Consider the following 17057-nt stretch of genomic DNA (forward strand, 5'->3'; position numbering starts at 1 on the left):
ACCGGCTCGAGCGCCGTTAGAGCCGAGTGTGCGAATGTTTACATCAGCACGGTAACGGCATCTGCCGATGGCAGGTCAAACAAGCAGTATCAAATGGGCGGAGTTAGACCTGCCGGGAAGCAACGTCGTCGGCAAACAATGACGGGCCGTGCTGGTCGATGATCTGATGCGCCTTGCGCAATGTCGCATCAATCACATCCTGTTCAGACGTGAAAACATCGGCGCGGATGAAGGTGCGGACACGCATCGTCCCTTCGACGTCCTTTTCAACCGAACCGGCCAGCCTGAATTGGGAGCCCTCGCGGATCGGCGTGGCGCGGATGAGGCAATCGCCATAGGTTTCCGTCTTGCCGGAGGGCGCAGCCGCCTCGGTTCCGGAGCCATTGGAAAAGCCGAACAGTTTTGACAGAAAAGAAGCCATGCAAAAGACTTAACCATGGCAAACAGGCCTGTCAAAGGCTAACTTCTTTCATCAGTAATCCATGCCCAGGCTAGAGGAGAAACGGAATGACGAGGCTGCTGTCGCGATCATGATATCGGGTTTTTCGGCCATCGGATCGATTGACGATGTCGAGGCATATCTGGCCGCCAGCGAATCGGCCCTTCCCGATATCAGGCCCGGCCTGGCCAAGCAGGTCATTTGGGCCGATCCTGCCGAAAAGCCCCGGACAGCGCTTGCCATTGTCTACATTCATGGTTTTTCCGCGTCCAAAGGCGAGGTCCGGCCCCTGCCCGATCTGGTGGCAAAGGCGCTGGGCGCCAACCTGTTTTATACGCGCCTGACCGGACATGGCCGCAGCGGCGACGCGATGACCGAGGCCTCGGTGACCGACTGGCGGGCTGACATGCGCGAGACACTGGATATTGCCGGCCTGCTTGGTGAAAGAACACTCATTATTGCAACTTCGACCGGCGCAACACTCGCCACGTGGGCCTTATCGCAGCCGGAGTGGGTAAACCGCGTCGCCGGTGCCGTCCTGCTTGCTCCGAACTTCAGGATCAGGGGGCGTGGCGCGTTCCTTTTGACTGCACCGCTTGCCCGTCTCAGCGCACGCCTTACCCTTGGCCGCCGCCGCTCCTTCGTTCCGATCAACGCCCTGCACGCCGCCTATTGGACCACGGACTATCCGGTCCGCGCGCTGCTGCCGATGGCATCGCTAGTCGCGCAAGCCCGGACACTGCCCTTTGAAGCGATATCAACCGCAGCGCTGTTCATTCAATCTCCGGGAGATCAGGTTGTCGATGCACGGCAAACATCTGCCGTCGCCGCGCGTTGGGGCGGACCTGCGGTAGTTCTCGACCCCGGTGATATAGACGATCCCTATGGGCACGTGGTTGCTGGCGATGCCCTGTCGCCAAAGACAACAGGGCATCTCGCAGAAATCATCGTTGATTGGTTTAATAAAACAAATCAACATTCAGATATAAAACGATAATATCAGATAACCAGGTTGGCCAATATCTCGTTGTTGGTGATATCCTGATAATGCAGACCGGCACCGTCAAAGGCGGCCTTCAGCTTTGGAAAATTCTCCGGATGTTTGGTTTCGATACCGATCAGGATGGAGCCGAAGTTCCGCGCCGATTTCTTCAGGTATTCAAACCGGGCGATATCATCGTCTTCGCCGAGCAGGCCAAGAAAGTCCTTCAGTGCGCCCGGGCGCTGCGGCATCCGCAAAATGAAGTATTTTTTCAGGCCTGCATGCCGCATAGCCCGTTCCTTGACGTCAGGAAGGCGTTCGAAGTCGAAATTACCACCAGAGACGACGGCAACGACGGTCTTTCCCTCCAGGGCCTCCCGCCCCAGCATTTCCAGCGCCGTGATCGACAAGGCTCCGGCCGGTTCCAGCACGACACCTTCGACATTGAGCATGTCGGTGATTGTCACGCAGATCGCGTTTTCTGCCAGAAGCAGAACCTGGTCTATCGAAAAATGCTTGAGAGCTGCGAAGTTGAGATCGCCGATACGTCCGACGGCCGCTCCATCGACGAAGTTGTCGACCTGTTCCAGCGTCACCACGGAACCCGTCTCCAGGCTGCGGCGCAGGCTGGGTGCACCCTCCGGTTCGCAGAACACGAAAGCGCCGGGAGCAACCTTGCTCTTCAGATAGCCGGTCATGCCGGCAGACAACCCGCCGCCGCCGACAGGCATGATCACCAGATCCGGAACGACGCCCTCCGGCAGTTGCTCGATCATCTCGACTGCCACCGTTGCCTGTCCCTCGATGATGTCGGCATGGTCGAAAGGCGGAACCATGACGCCATCGATACGCTCGACGTGATCGCGCGCCGCCTGGTAGCATTGGTCGAAGAAGTCGCCGACCAGCTTGATGGTAATGAATTCCCCGCCGAACATCCGGGTCTTGTCGATCTTCTGCTGCGGCGTCGTCACCGGCATGAAGACGACGCCCGGCACGCCAAAATGTCGGCAGACGAAGGCAAACCCTTGTGCGTGATTGCCCGCGGACGCGCAGACAAAGGTCTTACCGATTCCACCAGCCGCGATCACCTTACGGAAAAAGTTGAACGCGCCGCGGATCTTGTAGGATCGCACCGGGGAAAGGTCTTCGCGCTTAAGATAAATCGTCGCGCCGTAGCGGGCACTCAGGTGATCGTTGAGCTGCAGCGGCGTCGCCGGGAACAACGCGCGCAAAGCCTCGACGGCATTATCAACGTCCTGCTTCATGGGATGCGGTCTTTCGTTGGTGTTCGTATGGCCCTGCCTATGCCACAACGCCGCTGACGAAACCACAGCTATTCGTCAATAAGTGGAGTATTTAAATCACCTTTGTTTGAAGTGACGGCCTGCCTTGACACCGGTCGGCAAATACCGAACATCCGCAATCAACGCAGGATCAGGGGAGAGGCAATGCGCACCGACAATCGTAGAGGTGGCCTGACGGCCGCAATCAGCGCGCTACCGCTCCTGTTGTTGCTGGCGGCACCCGCCCTCGCCGGCCCGCTTGCCGACGCAGCAACCAAAGCCGAGGCGCTGGCAGCCTCTGGCGATACGCTGGGTGCTCATGATCTTTTGCGCTCGGCAACCGGCGCGTTTTCATCAACGCTGCCGTTTTCCATCGGCAAGGCTGTATTCGTAGGAGTTCCTCCGGTTGGCTACGCGATGTATGAGCCCAAACCGCAGCCGATATTCAAGCCGGGCGAAGCCCTCGTCTCTTATGTCGAGCCGATTGGCCTCACCTGGACACCGGCGGCGGCCGGAAAAGTACAGACGCATTTTACGGTCGACCTGGATATCCTCAGCGCTTCAGGTGAAGTGCTTGCCAACCAGAAGGCTTTTGGCGACTTCACGTTCACCAGCTTCTTCCGCAATCAGGAAATCTACGCGACATTGACCACGGATGTCAGTGGTGCCGCAGCTGGCGATTATGTGCTCCGGTTTCACTTCAACGATCTGAACAGCGGCAAGTCCGCAAGCGTCGATCAGAAATTTACGATCGCCGCAATGTCTCCAACGCCTTAGTAACTCAGGCGTTGCTTTTCGATGCGGCGATTGTCTCGATCATCGCCTTCACATCCGCTTCCGCCGCATCGAGCAAGGCTTCGTCGCGGGCACGGATCACCAGATCGGTCGAAAACGACGTACCGTCGAACTTTGGATAGGACCCGATGCTGGTCAGCGGATGTGCCTTCTGCACCTCGCCGAGTGGCCCGCCAATATCGCCTTCCCCGAAAGGAGAGCGCACGGTGCGCGATTTGACGACGGTACCGCTTTCCAGCTGTGGCAGGAGCGCATCCAGCATCGCCTGGAAGACCTGTGGGACGCCGGCCATCACGTGAACGTTGCCGATAATGAATCCGGGCGCTGTCGATACGGCATTCGGAATATGACGTGCGCCATCCGGCATACGCGCCATGCGCTGCCGCGCCTCGGTAAACTCCAGGCCGCGCCGCGAATACATGGCACCAAGCAGGGTCATGGCATCCGGGTCGTGAATGCACGCGACGCCGAACGCCCGTGACACCGCATCAGCGGTGATATCGTCGTGGGTCGGGCCGATCCCGCCCGACGTGAAGACATAGTCGTATTCAGCCCGCAACCCGTTGAGAGCCGCCACGATCGCCGGCTCGTCGTCGGCAACGATACGGACTTCCTTCAGATCGATACCGGCCAGCGTCAGTACATCTGCCAGATGGCCGATATTCTTGTCCTTGGTCCGGCCGGAGAGCAATTCGTCGCCGATGGCGAGCATGGCGGCGGTGACGATTTTTTCGCTGGTCATCGGAAGGTCCTATGTAACGCTGGGATCGTTCAGTCGAAAAATCCGATTGTCTCTTATTCTCGAACGGTCTGTCGCCCGCTTCGCTTCTGACAACGGACAGGTAAACTGATAAATCCGATCTCCAGCGGCAATCAAGCGGAATTGCCAACTCAAAGGAGAATACGATGGCTAAGGTATTGGTGCTTTATTATTCGGCATACGGACATATCGAAACCATGGCGTATGCCGTCGCCGAGGGCGCCAAGTCCGCGGGCGCCGATGTCACCGTCAAGCGCGTGCCGGAACTGGTGCCGGCCGACGTTGCCAAAGCCTCTCATTTCAAGGTCGATCAGGCTGCCGAAATCGCCAAGCCGGATGAACTGGGCGACTACGACGCCATCATCTTTGGCGCGGGTACGCGTTTCGGCACTGTCGCGTCGCAGATGCGCAATTTTGTCGATCAGACCGGCGGTCTGTGGATGAAGGGCGCGCTAGTCGGCAAGGTCGGCTCGGTGTTCACGTCCTCGGCAACCCAGCATGGCGGCCAGGAGTCGACGATCCTCGGCTTCATTCCGACCCTGATGCATCAGGGCATGGTCGTTGTCGGACTGCCCTATGCTTTCCAGGGACAGACAGGCGTCGATGAAATCAAGGGCGGCTCGCCCTATGGCGCATCGACGATCACCGGCGGCGACGGTTCGCGCCAACCATCGGAAATCGAACTGGAAGCCGCACGCTACCAGGGCGCCCATGTTGCCAAGATCGCCGCCAAGCTGTCGGCCTGAGCGACATAAAGACCATTACGACAGGTGTGAAGGGCGATCGCAAGACCGCCCTTTTTTCGTCTGTGCGCCATATGGGAAAGGCTAAAAGGCCGGGCTACTGCCTCCGGCAACTGGAAAACTGGAAAAACGCCGGTGTTTCATGCTACTTTGCGCTGCCAGGATGCGCTGCGGCAATGTGCAACGTAGGTTTTGGCGACGGGAACGTTTGCCACACTGGCCGTTCCAGTCCGGTCACGTCGACTCCATGAGATATTGGAATGCGGCGCACTCCAGGGAGTACGAGATGACCAAAGTGGTGTATGCGATTGTCGAGCACGATGGCGGCTGGGCCTACAAGCTTGCCGACGTGTTTTCCGAGACCTTCCCGAACCGCGAGATAGCGGTAGCGGCAGCAAAGGCCGCAGCAGCCGAGCAGCAGGTCGGCGGCGACGATGAAGAAATCAGTTTTCAGGATCCAAGCGGCCGATGGCATTTTGAACATGCAGACGGCGGTGACCGGCCGGAAGCCGTTGTCGAGGATCAATAGACGGCGGCGACGTGCCAACATAAGTGCGGCACATCTGGCGCGTTTGCGGTTTAACGAAACCAGAATGCCCCTCTCCGGCGCCGAAGAGGGGCTTATGGTTTGGTACTGAAAATGCCGAGTTTCCCTCCCTCGGCATCACTGGTTAAAGCGCTGTTCTACCGGTGCATCAACTGAAACCGTTGATTAACCTTCACGGGTAGGGTTAATCACTGGACCTAATGCCAAGAGGCCGCAGCTCAATCGAGATACTGCTCTTCATTCCCCAAAAACGATCAGCCGCTATTTCTCTGCCCCGGTGACTTCTGCCCCGGTGAATGATGACCGGATTTACCTCACGCCGCCCTTGCGGTTCCCTCCTTCGGGACCTGCTTCGCTTCAAGAATGGCCATGCAGATCAGATAACTCAGCATTACATTCTGCTGAGAGTCGGCTAATAACTTTGCAGCCTGCAGAAGATCCGTGACATGCGTTTTATCCGACATCGGAAGCCTCATTTTTCAACGATTGCGATACCGATAGTAATATTCAATGGTTGTAATTCAACTATGGGTTCTTGCTGATTATTATCGATAGTTGATTTTTTTGATAATACACGCTATGTACCATCCGCCTGGAAAAACCGTTTACGCCGATGTGGACGTGTTCAGCAGGCCCGCCAGCCGAAACCATTCGTCAATACTGGCCTGGACGGCGGCCTTCGCCTCATCCAGCGTTTCAGCGGACTGGAAGTCGTAGCGGATCGTGCCGTTGCAGCCGGAAACCATCCATTCCCAACTCGTCTGACCGTCATGCTGCAACACATAAGCCAGTTCCTGCTGGCCAAGCATGCCAGCGAACGAGCGGTTCCGGATCGGCTTCCACGTCAATGGGATTTCTTGCAACACGTCGTCCATGCCCCAGCATTGATTCATAATACTATTATAAGTCTGCAGCCGGTTTGGCATAACCCTGTGGTTTGAGGGGTTTTTGCAAATCGGCTATTATTGCTTAATCGGGATCAAATGTGTTGCCCGGATCATGTTTTGGGAAGCAGCCTATTGACCTTAAAGCCCAAGTGTCTGAAAGGAAAAACACGCGGACGTGGCGAAACTGGTAGACGCAAGGGACTTAAAATCCCTCGGAGAGATCTGTACGGGTTCGACCCCCGTCGTCCGCACCACTCCCGAAACCGGATGCCTCGATCAACTGGAGCTTGAGCATGTCACTTCCTGAAAAAGCATTTCCCGTTTCCTGGGACCAGTTTCACCGTGACGCACGTGCGCTGGCCTGGCGTCTTGCCGACAATGGCGGCGAGTGGAAGGCGATTGTCTGCATCACCCGCGGCGGCCTCGTTCCGGCGGCGATTGTCTGTCGCGAGTTGAACATCCGGCTGATTGAGACAGTCTGCGTTGCCTCCTATCATGACTATGATGCACAGGGGCAGATGTACGTCCTCAAGGGGATTTCGGAGGAGCTGAAGGCTGATGGGGGCGAAGGCGTACTGATCATCGATGACCTCACCGACACCGGCAAGACCGCAGCCGTGGTCCGCGCGATGCTGCCAAAGGCGCATTTCGCCGCCGTCTATGCCAAACCAAAGGGCCGGCCGCAGGTCGATACATTCGTGACCGAGGTCAGCCAGGATACATGGATCTACTTCCCCTGGGACATGGGATTCACCTATCAAGAGCCGATCGCCAAGGGATCGCGCGGCTGAGGCCGTCTTGTGAAGCGGCTTACTAGCCGCCGCATACGACGCTTCATGAATATCCCTGTGTAAACAACGATCTGTTTCACTAAATTAATCTATTTTCTGCGGCGCCTTCGCCGCGGAAACAGGCGCCGAGCAGAAGGCTCCAGGGCTTTTCTCAACGGATCGCAGAAGAAGGACGCATGACGGTGCGCAACACGCGCGTTAGGGCTGCGATTGGCGCAACGCTCTGTTTGCTGCCGGTTCCTCCGGCAATGGCGAGCGATGTTCACGTGGCGCCGGTCACCGCTTATATCGAGGCCAACATTCGGGCGTGGATCGAAGACCCGATCATCATAAAAGCGCTCAGAAGCCAGAACGCCCTCCATTCCCACATGAGCCAGACAGCGATCGATCGCCTGGATGCCAACTGGCGCGCAGAGTTTTCAGGGGACGTCCGGCCGCTGATCGATGCGGTCATCGGTAATCCGCTGTCAAAATTCCTGAAGGCAAAGCAGGCCGCCTCCGGTGGCGTCGTCACCGAAATCCTTGTGATCGATGCGAAGGGTTTGTCTGTTGGCGAAAGTGAGATCAGTTCCGATTATTGGCAGGGGGATGAGTTGAAATGGCAGAAGACCTACCTTGCCGGATCCTCGGCCCTTTTCGTCGATGCCGCGCAAAAGGATGAATCGACGCAAATGCTGCAATCGCAGGCCAGCCTGACCGTGTCCGATCCCAAGACCGGTAAGCCGATCGGTGCCATTACCATCGGTATCAATCTCGACGCACTTTGAGCCGGTTGCCCCTCTTTCCGAATCAGTTTGTCCCACCGCCACATTTCGCCCGGCTTGGCTATGACCGCCGGGCACCATGGTAAATATACTGTGGTTTCTCACCCGCAAAATTTTGCAAATTTGCTTGCCGCTGCGGACGATGCTGGAGGGAACCCGGCGAAGCATCTGATTTTGCTTGATATGCCCACTGTCCCCGTTTTCCACAGGTCACACACACAACATCTGGTGTTCGCAATTACGACACAAACCAGCCCTTGACGGACTCGGGTCGAATACCGTTAATGGTTTCTACGTTGCGGCGGCGGCGGGACCGGAAAGTAACGAGGCCGGTTCATTTCAGAAGAAATCGTCTGTGTTTTCAAAACTGTCCGGTGGATGATCCATTGGTCGTGACGGTTATTTTTTGTGATCTCTCCAGGCGCCAAACACGTCACAAAAAGCTGGCGTAAGGAAGCTGTTGATACTATATTTAGTATTTGCAGCTGCAATCAGCACAAGATACAGGGTTCCCGAGACGGGTTTCCCATCAAGGCGGAAAACGGAAACTGGCTGCACGCTCAACGCGCGGCCGGATGCGAACAATTGCGCCCTGAGCCTTTGAATGGGTTCGGGCATGCGGCAAACAAAGGACAAGGGACAGATGCAGATCGAACGTCGTTTCACCAAACCAGGCCAATCGGCCTATGCTGAAATTGAGTTCCGCAAGGCCATCAGCGAGATCAAGAATCCCGATGGCTCGATCGTGTTCCGTCTCGCGGATATCGATGTGCCTGCCCAGTTTTCCCAGGTCGCGGCCGATATTCTCGCGCAGAAATATTTCCGCAAGGCCGGTGTTCCCGCGCGCCTGAAGAAGGTGGAAGAAAATTCCGTTCCGTCCTGGCTATGGCGCTCGGAAGCCGATCTCGCCGCCATGAAGGACTTGCCGAAGGAAGAACAATACGGTTCCGAAACCGACGCCCGCCAGGTTTTCGATCGCCTGGCCGGCACTTGGACCTATTGGGGCTGGAAGGGCAATTACTTCGCATCCGAAGAAGACGCCCTCGCCTTCCGTGACGAGCTTGCCTACATGCTGGCCACCCAGCGCGTCGCGCCGAACAGCCCGCAGTGGTTCAACACCGGCCTGCATTGGGCCTATGGCATCGATGGCCCCGGCCAGGGCCATTTCTATGTTGATCCGTTCACCAACAAGCTGGTGAAGTCGAAATCCTCCTACGAGCATCCGCAGCCGCATGCCTGCTTCATCCAGTCGGTCGGTGACGATCTCGTCAACGAAGGCGGCATCATGGACCTGTGGGTGCGTGAAGCCCGTCTGTTCAAGTACGGCTCCGGCACCGGCTCCAATTTCTCGTACCTGCGCGGCGAAGGCGAGCGCCTGTCGGGCGGCGGCAAGTCGTCGGGCCTGATGTCGTTCCTGAAGATCGGTGACCGCGCTGCCGGCGCTATCAAGTCGGGCGGCACCACGCGCCGTGCGGCCAAGATGGTCGTCGTCGATATCGATCACCCGGATATCGAGGATTACATCAACTGGAAGGTCAAGGAAGAGCAGAAGGTTGCTGCCCTCGTTACCGGCTCCAAGATCGTTGCCAAGCACCTCAAGGCGATCATGAAGGCCTGCGTCAACTGCACGGCCGATAACGACGCCTGCTACGACCCGAAGCAGAACCCTGCCCTCAAGCGCGAAATCAAGGCCGCCAAGCAGAGCCAGGTTCCGGAAAACTACGTCAAGCGCGTTATCCAGTTCGCCAAGCAAGGCTACAAGGATATCGAGTTCAAGACCTACGACACCGACTGGGATTCGGAAGCATACCTCACGGTATCCGGCCAGAACTCCAACAACTCCGTCTCCCTCAAGGACGACTTCCTGCGCGCTGTCGAAGCCGACGGCACCTGGAACCTCACCGCCCGCAAGGACGGCAAGGTGATGAAGACGCTGAAGGCCCGCGATCTCTGGGAACAGATTTCCCACGCTGCCTGGGCATCGGCCGATCCGGGCCTGCATTTCAACACGACCATGAACGACTGGCACACCTCGCCGGCCGCAGGCTCGATCCGTGCATCCAACCCCTGCTCGGAATACATGTTCCTGGATGACACGGCCTGCAACCTCGCCTCGCTGAACCTGCTTCAGTTCAAGGATGCTGCCACCAAGAACATCAATATCGCCGACTACGAGCATGCCGTCCGCCTCTGGACGCTGGTTCTCGAAATCTCGGTGATGATGGCGCAGTTCCCGTCGAAGGAAATCGCCGAGCGCTCCTATGAATACCGTACGCTGGGCCTCGGCTACGCCAATATCGGTGGTCTGTTGATGTCTTCGGGCATCCCCTACGACTCAACCGAAGGCCGCGCTATTGCCGGTGCCCTCACCGCCATCATGACCGGTGTTTCCTATGCCACATCGGCTGAAATCGCTGCCAAGCTTGGCCCGTTCCCGGGCTACAAGCCGAATCGCGAATCGATGCTGCGCGTCATCCGTAACCACCGCCGCGCCGCCCATGGCGAAACCCAGGGTTATGAAAGTCTGTCGGTCAATCCGGTGGCGTTGATCCATGGTGAATGCCCGGATCAGGCACTGATCGCTCATGCGACCGCCGCGTGGGACAAGGCGCTGCAACTTGGCGAAAAACATGGCTACCGCAACGCCCAGGTTTCGGTCATCGCACCGACCGGCACGATCGGTCTGGTCATGGATTGCGACACGACCGGCATCGAGCCTGATTTCGCTCTGGTAAAATTCAAGAAGCTGGCCGGCGGCGGTTACTTCAAGATCATCAACCGCGCCGTTCCGGAAGCCTTGCGGACGCTCGGTTACACGGAAAGCCAGATTGCGGAGATCGAGGCCTATGCCGTCGGTCACGGCAACATCAACCAGGCTCCGGCCATCAACCCCGGCTCGCTGAAGGCCAAGGGCTTTGGCGACGACAAGATCGAGGCGATCAACGCCGCCACCAAGGCTGCCTTCGACATCAAGTTCGTCTTCAACCAGTGGACGCTCGGTGTCGACTTCCTGAAGGATACGCTGAAGGTCTCTGACGAGCAGCTCGCCGACATGAGCTTCAACCTGCTGGAGCATATCGGTTTTTCCAAGAAGGACATCGAAGCCGCCAACGTGCATGTCTGCGGCGCGATGACGCTGGAGGGCGCACCGTTCCTCAAGAACGAGCACCTGCCCGTCTTCGATTGCGCCAACCCGTGCGGCAAGATCGGCAAGCGTTACCTCTCGGTCGAAAGCCACATCCGCATGATGGCAGCCGCCCAGCCGTTCATCTCCGGCGCAATCTCCAAGACCATCAACATGCCGAACGAGGCGACGGTCGAGGATTGCAAGGCCGCCTACATGCTGTCCTGGAAACTGGCGCTGAAGGCCAACGCGCTCTACCGCGATGGCTCCAAGCTCTCCCAGCCGCTCAACGCCTCGCTGATCGAGGACGATGAGGACGAGGATGCGATGGAAGATTTCCTGGCAGCGCCCGCCGCCGCCCAGGCTGTGACCGTCACCGAGAAGATCATCGAGCGCGTCATCGAACGGGTCACCCGCGAGCGTGAAAAACTGCCGAACCGCCGCCAGGGCTATACCCAGAAGGCGATCGTCGGTGGACACAAGGTCTACCTGCGCACCGGTGAATTCGGCGATGGCCGTCTCGGCGAAATCTTCATCGACATGCACAAGGAAGGCGCCGCTTTCCGTGCGATGATGAACAACTTCGCCATCGCCATCTCGCTTGGTCTGCAATATGGCGTTCCGCTGGAAGAATATGTGGAGGCCTTCACCTTCACCAAGTTCGAACCGGCCGGCATGGTGCAGGGCAATGACGCGATCAAGAATGCCACGTCGATCCTCGACTACGTGTTCCGCGAACTCGCCGTCTCCTACCTCAACCGCCATGATCTTGCCCATGTCGACACGTCCGACTTTGGCAACACCGCACTCGGCAAGGGCATCCAGGAAGGCAAGACCAACCTGATCTCCACCGGCTGGACCCGCGGCCACAAGCCGACGCTCGTCTCTGGTGGCCAGATCGACCGTGCTTCCGGCGAGCCGAAGGGGGCTGCAACCGCTGCTCCCGCCAAGGCATCGTCGGGCGCAACGATCACCGCCTTCTCCGGCAGTGCAGCGCGTAAGCTCGAAACGACAGTTGCCATCTCGACCTCCGAAATCGTCGCCTTCAAGCGCGATTACGAGGAGCGGGCTGCGGAACTGGCCGAAGAGATCGCGGAAGAGACGACGGACGTCGAAACCACCAGCGAAGTGACGGCCCTCTTCTCCGACAAGGCAGCGGCCGAAGCCGCAGCCGCGAAGTCGGACGCAAAGAAGATCGAAGCCGAACGCCGCATCCGGTCGATTGCACAGGGCTACACCGGCAACATGTGCTCGGAGTGCCAGAACTTCACGATGGTGCGCAACGGCACCTGCGAGAAGTGCGACACGTGTGGAGCCACAAGCGGCTGCAGCTGATCGCCGGTTGAAAAATGCGCCGTGCCTACAGAAATGCGTCTTAGCCCCTGATTTGCGTGTGACGCACCCTATGAAATGCATCTCACTCATCGGTAGAGATGAAATATTAGGTTATCAACTCTGTGGAAGGCACTGGAATAACTAGAGTATTGTCGGCCCGGCATGTTTTGTCGGGCCGATTTTCTGATCGCCAGACAAACCTGTGCCTTCGCCTTTGTGGAGTGCGTTGCCCGCTCTCGCCGCAATCCGACTTCCTGCTAGTTTGCAAACCGGCACGGTATCTCAGCCAAAGAATCTCACTTTGACCACGGCAGGTTTTCAATATTAGTTGGCAGTAAGCCCGAGCCATTGCCTGGGCGCCGGTGATTCGCCCTGGTCCGAGCGAAAGTCTTCGTTACGCTGATAAGCCTTGGCTTTTACCGCTAGGCGCTTCAATGAAGCGACACACAACATCTTTGCCGGTCAGCTCAGCACAATGGAAACCGACCAGGACGTCATGCTCGAAGATAGCAGCGGTGATGCGGCCAGTTTTGTACGAGCCTGTATCTATGGCAATGCGGTTGGAGAAAACTTCGGGAAGGCCGGTTGGCGTAATGGAATGGCCATGCACAATTACTTTCTCGAATTGCTCCCTGTAATCCAGAAACTCTTCGCGGATCCATCGCAAAGTCCTGTCCTCTTGGTCGGCCAGTGACTTCTTCGGATCCACCCCTGCGTGGACAAAGCAATGCCTCTCAGTAACGACCATCGGCACTGCCCGCTCGAGAAGCCGTAAATGACTTGGGAAGGCACCGTTGACCGCCTCCCTAAACTCTTGAATGATGAAGCTATCGTAAAAGGCATAGGACTCCGCTGTGGTGTCGGCGCCATTGGACCACCATCGTTTAGCCTTCGCTATGTCCATATCGCCGCGCAAACAGTCTCGCAGATACTCGTCGTGATTCCCTAAAATTATTACGGAAGATGGCTGAGCTTCGAAGAACGAGCAGAGGTCCTCCATAACGCGAAAACTCGCGGGACCGCGATCAATGAGGTCCCCGAGGAATATAAACCTAGACTCGGAGGGCGAATATCGCCGTTGCAGCTGTTCGAGAAGGGGGCGAAGTACCTGGCACATCCCATGGATGTCACCTATTGCAATCGTGAATTTTTCAGGCACTTCAACACCACTAGTGATTTCCCTTTTGGCCATTTAGCAGTCAAAGAGTTAAAGGTTGCGTATTCGCCTGGCTTGGAGAACCAGCGCCAGTAGTAGCAGCTGAAACCACCAGTGCCGCCTTACAAACATTGAGAAAACTCAGCTGGGCAATTCTACAATTTCCTGGAGCTGGTCCTTTTAAATTTTGCGAGACAATTGATCTTCGAGTGCATTCCAAATCTTTTCAGTTTGAAAAACTTCACGATCTTCATCTTTTCGGTTGCGGGTCAAAAATTCTCGATCAACACTTTTGGTATCGAGGTGTGGAGACGCGATCAGATCGCTACCTGAACCACATTAACAAGCACACAACCGACTGAAGACGCTGACGGCTTCGCCCGGCGACAGTGATGACCTGTGCGTAGGAGCTTAGATTGAGAATGAAGAGTTACAGATCTGTCGACCTGTGCAAATGCTCGCCAACCTCCGTCTTGAAGACGAAAGCCGACAACCAATGAATTATTTGCATGGAGAGATTGATGTAATTGATGGACCTCAAAACGTCCCCGCATACGGACCAACATTGCCGATAGCGATAGCTCACGCGATGCCAGATCTGGCCAGTAAGCTTGGAAACGCCGACATGGTGCTTGGTATCCGCCCCCGCAGTGACTTCGAGCCGACAACCGAGCTATTTCCCCTCGTCATCAAGCCTTTCAAGAATTTGGCGGAGAGGGAAGACAATCGGTATCAGACCAAGGAGGTGCTGGTTTCCGACGAGCTCGTCGCTTTCGACGTCTACAGGAACCTGGATGATATTGAAGGTATGTTGCGTGATGCGGCAAACAAGAGGTTCGGCAGGCCAAACGAACCAAGCCTCCTGTCAGACCTTGGAATCGACTATATGGATGCGATCAATGACATCGCGGTTTACGATCCAGATGCTCGAATTCCACTTATTTTTAAACTTGAAGAAATATTTGACGGGGCGGATTGGCGACTTTGGATTCCGACGTCGGTACCATCGGTTGTCGACATACGAAACGTCGAGATTGTAGGACATGGCAGCGACGTAGGACATGGCATCGACGAAGCTCTTTTTCGTTTCGAATACTATTTTTCAAAGCCAGGCGGGCTATCGGTTCATGAAAGAGGGCTGGAATATGCTGACCTGAAGTGCGACCGATGGGTCGTGCGACAAGATCGATACAGCGCGTTGAGAGGGATTGACCCGCCATTTAAAGGGTTGCAGCTGCCGCAGGTCTATCACTCATTGCAATCGGCGCTGGATAGAGGGTGCTACGTGGGCAATCTGTAGGACGACCGTTTAGTATATACTGACCTGCAACCGACATGGCTGCTTCCAGACAGCTCTGTTCTCGACCTTTTGGACAGGTACTTCACTTTCATTCGAGATTGTTCGATATTCCTGGCAGGTTTGCATCTCGTCCGCCGCGAGCACTTTCTCTACCCCATATGGATCGAATTTGCCTCAGGACGAAGCCAAATACCCTAACCTCCACGATCTGGCGGCCAGCATAGGCAAAGTTCAGATCTACTGGAGCTTTCTCGAGACAGAAATGCGCACTCTGTTGGCAAAGTACGCACCACCCGGCGCTTCACGTGGGCCAGTCGTTGCGCGTTGGCGTAAGATCTTACCGATTATAAAGCCGGACGCCCTTGATGGCACCCTCTCCAAGCTTATCGCCGACATAGATAAAGCAGCGTTCAAGCGTAATATTTTGGTGCATGGCATTCAGACTGCTTCTGGGGATCCATGGCGAAGCGACGGAGCGTTTGTCGTATGCGCGGACCCTCAAGACCTACATCACACGCTTCGCATCGGGGACATCCTAGATTTGGCCGATGAAATCGACCGTATACGGCTTCTCTTGAAAAAGGTCGAGTTCGCGCCTGAACAGCCTCCTTCCTCTTCACGGTGACGAGTAGCACTCAACAAGAGGGCGTGCGTTTTTCCGCCTGAAATTACCTTGGGATTTCAGTTCTTGCTCGACTAATTCCCATTTTTGGAAAGCGCCCTGCCCTGGCGCATTTTTGAGCTTTTGTGTTGAAGCTAAACGTCAGATGGCGAGGTGCGTGTCGCAAGGTCACGCCATGCCGAGCTTTCGATACCCGATCGCCAAACTTGCTTCGGAGTGATGCTCCACGATGATTGGATCGTCCTCATACCCAAAAGCAAATATGAACCGCGGTTCCTCTGTACCCGCAATTCTCACCGAACATAGCGGCCCGCCTTTGTAAGCACCGGCATCCAAAGCGATGCGGTTGGGATACGGCTCGGCCCCCAAATTTTCGTCCGTGATCGAATGCCCGTGAACAACTCGCCGCTCATATGGTCCGGTGTAGCAGAGAAATTTCTCTCGGATCCATCGAACAGTCGCTTGGTCTTGTTCGGCAAAGGGTATGCCTGGCTCGACGCCAGCATGTACGAGGCACCAGTTGTCGTCGAGCAGCACCATGTCGGCCGCGCTGCGGAGCACGTCGACGTGAGTAGGAAAGGTGCTTGCCATCATCGCCGCAATCTCGTCGGGATCTTTCGATGCATCAGCAAAATAGGACCGAATTGTCTCCGCTCCGCCAAGTTCTGTCATCCAGTAGTCAGTTCGAGCAGTTTCACACGTACCTTCTACGGTGCTGAGAAGAAATTCATCGTGATTGCCGAGAACCAACAGTGAACCAGGATGGAGCTCAAGAGTTTCGATGACGACTTCCATCGCTAACCGGCTGTTCTCACCGCGATCTACGATATCTCCAAGGAAAACCGTCCTGGGCACAGCGTTGCCGCATCTGCTTGGATGGCTTCAATCAAGATCGCGAGGTGCCGGTGCATCCCGTGAACGTCACCGATTCCGTACACCGGCGAAACCTCCGAAGAGGTCATCTCGGTGGTCAACAAAGATCTGCTAAGTGCATTGCGGCCGAGCGCCAGACGAAGGCTTCATCAGCCAAAGCCGAAATAGCGTGGCCGATACGAATTTCAGACCAGGCAAGCCCCGCGACGGGAAGCCAACGAAACCGGAGCGTCTTTCTGTCGTCGTTGGTCATGAATGTCCCTTTTCCTGTTGCCCCCGAAAAACTGGCTTGCATTTCAGATTTCGATCACGAAACCCGGCCGAAAACCGTTGATCCCCCTCTCATGGAAGTAGCCTCTCGCGTTGCAGATGATCCGCGTTTCGTCTTCGAGATAGTCGAGGAAGTGATGCACGTGTCCGTGGACCCAATAGTCAGGCTTCCATTTTTTGATGACCCCCGTCAGGTCTGATGCGAAAGCACCGTTGGAGGGCGAACCCATGAAATTGGGATGGAGCGATCTTGGCGAAGGGGCATGGTGGCTTAATACAAGCGTCTTGCCATCAAATGGCCTTGCCAACTCCCTTTTAATATATGCCCGACTTCGAATATGGCGTGAGATCAGCTCATCGATGGTAATGAAACCAACTTCGTTATC

Annotated in this window: 17 protein-coding genes, 1 tRNA gene and 1 pseudogene; 10 read left to right on the forward strand and 9 right to left on the reverse strand. The window is 56.4% G+C overall.

All coding sequences use genetic code 11. The features are described 5' to 3' along the window. Window positions 1–103: 103 nt before the first annotated feature. Window positions 104–421 carry an HlyU family transcriptional regulator gene (locus ACSQ3J_RS28825; RefSeq protein ID WP_060505459.1) on the reverse strand — a complete coding sequence of 106 codons (318 nt, stop codon included), beginning with the start codon at window positions 419–421 and terminating at the stop codon, window positions 104–106. A gap of 61 nt (window positions 422–482) precedes the next feature. On the opposite strand from ACSQ3J_RS28825, the gene ACSQ3J_RS28830 reads away from it, so the two are divergent. Next, complete coding sequence (locus ACSQ3J_RS28830; protein WP_244482274.1) at window positions 483–1436, forward strand: alpha/beta hydrolase; 954 nt, start codon at window positions 483–485, stop codon at window positions 1434–1436. A gap of 2 nt (window positions 1437–1438) precedes the next feature. Here ACSQ3J_RS28830 and ilvA read toward each other — a convergent pair whose 3' ends face one another. Next, window positions 1439–2686 carry a threonine ammonia-lyase gene (gene ilvA, locus ACSQ3J_RS28835; protein ID WP_060505461.1) on the reverse strand — a complete coding sequence of 416 codons (1248 nt, stop codon included), beginning with the start codon at window positions 2684–2686 and terminating at the stop codon, window positions 1439–1441. Between the two features lie 183 nt (window positions 2687–2869). Between ilvA and ACSQ3J_RS28840 the strand changes: the two genes are divergently transcribed. Beyond that, complete coding sequence (locus tag ACSQ3J_RS28840) at window positions 2870–3481, forward strand: hypothetical protein (protein WP_060505462.1); 612 nt, start codon at window positions 2870–2872, stop codon at window positions 3479–3481. Window positions 3482–3485: 4 nt separating this feature from the next. On the opposite strand, the gene ACSQ3J_RS28845 is transcribed toward ACSQ3J_RS28840, so the two are convergent. After that, entirely contained in the window at window positions 3486–4241 is a 756-nt protein-coding gene (locus tag ACSQ3J_RS28845; RefSeq protein WP_060505463.1) for a competence/damage-inducible protein A, read from the reverse strand. A gap of 164 nt (window positions 4242–4405) precedes the next feature. Between ACSQ3J_RS28845 and wrbA the strand changes: the two genes are divergently transcribed. Continuing rightward, window positions 4406–5005 carry an NAD(P)H:quinone oxidoreductase gene (gene wrbA, locus ACSQ3J_RS28850; RefSeq protein ID WP_060505464.1) on the forward strand — a complete coding sequence of 200 codons (600 nt, stop codon included), beginning with the start codon at window positions 4406–4408 and terminating at the stop codon, window positions 5003–5005. A 283-nt stretch (window positions 5006–5288) separates the two neighbouring features. Further along, on the forward strand, window positions 5289–5531 hold the full coding sequence (locus ACSQ3J_RS28855; RefSeq protein ID WP_060505465.1) for a DUF2188 domain-containing protein: 243 nt from the start codon (window positions 5289–5291) through the stop codon (window positions 5529–5531). Between the two features lie 332 nt (window positions 5532–5863). On the opposite strand, the gene ACSQ3J_RS28860 is transcribed toward ACSQ3J_RS28855, so the two are convergent. Beyond that, entirely contained in the window at window positions 5864–6013 is a 150-nt protein-coding gene (locus ACSQ3J_RS28860; RefSeq protein WP_156397710.1) for a hypothetical protein, read from the reverse strand. 141 nt (window positions 6014–6154) lie between these two features. Then, a complete protein-coding gene (locus ACSQ3J_RS28865) occupies window positions 6155–6397 on the reverse strand; it encodes a hypothetical protein (RefSeq protein WP_244482276.1) in 243 nt (80 codons plus the stop codon). A gap of 208 nt (window positions 6398–6605) precedes the next feature. Between ACSQ3J_RS28865 and ACSQ3J_RS28870 the strand changes: the two genes are divergently transcribed. From ACSQ3J_RS28870 to ACSQ3J_RS28885, 4 genes are all read left to right on the forward strand, one after another. Next, window positions 6606–6690, forward strand: a tRNA-Leu gene (locus ACSQ3J_RS28870). Between the two features lie 39 nt (window positions 6691–6729). Then, window positions 6730–7227, forward strand: a complete 498-nt coding sequence (gene gpt, locus ACSQ3J_RS28875; protein WP_037095505.1) for a xanthine phosphoribosyltransferase — start codon at window positions 6730–6732, stop codon at window positions 7225–7227. Window positions 7228–7403: 176 nt separating this feature from the next. Continuing rightward, the gene (locus tag ACSQ3J_RS28880; protein WP_060505466.1) at window positions 7404–7994 is read left to right on the forward strand and encodes a hypothetical protein; all 591 of its coding nucleotides are present in this window, start codon (window positions 7404–7406) and stop codon (window positions 7992–7994) included. 640 nt (window positions 7995–8634) lie between these two features. Then, the gene (locus ACSQ3J_RS28885) at window positions 8635–12450 is read left to right on the forward strand and encodes a vitamin B12-dependent ribonucleotide reductase (RefSeq protein ID WP_060505639.1); all 3816 of its coding nucleotides are present in this window, start codon (window positions 8635–8637) and stop codon (window positions 12448–12450) included. Window positions 12451–12844: 394 nt separating this feature from the next. On the opposite strand, the gene ACSQ3J_RS28890 is transcribed toward ACSQ3J_RS28885, so the two are convergent. Next, window positions 12845–13642 carry a metallophosphoesterase gene (locus tag ACSQ3J_RS28890; protein WP_436040838.1) on the reverse strand — a complete coding sequence of 266 codons (798 nt, stop codon included), beginning with the start codon at window positions 13640–13642 and terminating at the stop codon, window positions 12845–12847. 418 nt (window positions 13643–14060) lie between these two features. Between ACSQ3J_RS28890 and ACSQ3J_RS28895 the strand changes: the two genes are divergently transcribed. Next, a complete protein-coding gene (locus ACSQ3J_RS28895; RefSeq protein WP_436040839.1) occupies window positions 14061–14906 on the forward strand; it encodes a hypothetical protein in 846 nt (281 codons plus the stop codon). A 169-nt stretch (window positions 14907–15075) separates the two neighbouring features. Continuing rightward, a complete protein-coding gene (locus ACSQ3J_RS28900; protein ID WP_436040840.1) occupies window positions 15076–15531 on the forward strand; it encodes a hypothetical protein in 456 nt (151 codons plus the stop codon). Window positions 15532–15696: 165 nt separating this feature from the next. On the opposite strand, the gene ACSQ3J_RS28905 is transcribed toward ACSQ3J_RS28900, so the two are convergent. From ACSQ3J_RS28905 to ACSQ3J_RS28915, 3 genes and pseudogenes are all read right to left on the reverse strand, one after another. Beyond that, window positions 15697–16323, reverse strand: a complete 627-nt coding sequence (locus ACSQ3J_RS28905) for a hypothetical protein (RefSeq protein WP_436040841.1) — start codon at window positions 16321–16323, stop codon at window positions 15697–15699. 175 nt (window positions 16324–16498) lie between these two features. Beyond that, the gene (locus ACSQ3J_RS28910) at window positions 16499–16654 is read right to left on the reverse strand and encodes a hypothetical protein (protein ID WP_436040842.1); all 156 of its coding nucleotides are present in this window, start codon (window positions 16652–16654) and stop codon (window positions 16499–16501) included. 43 nt (window positions 16655–16697) lie between these two features. Further along, window positions 16698–17057: pseudogene (locus tag ACSQ3J_RS28915) on the reverse strand (metallophosphoesterase); the annotation flags it as partial.

It is taken from the genome of Rhizobium sp. LjRoot98, from assembly GCF_964252935.1.
Classification (GTDB): Bacteria; Pseudomonadota; Alphaproteobacteria; order Rhizobiales; family Rhizobiaceae; genus Pararhizobium.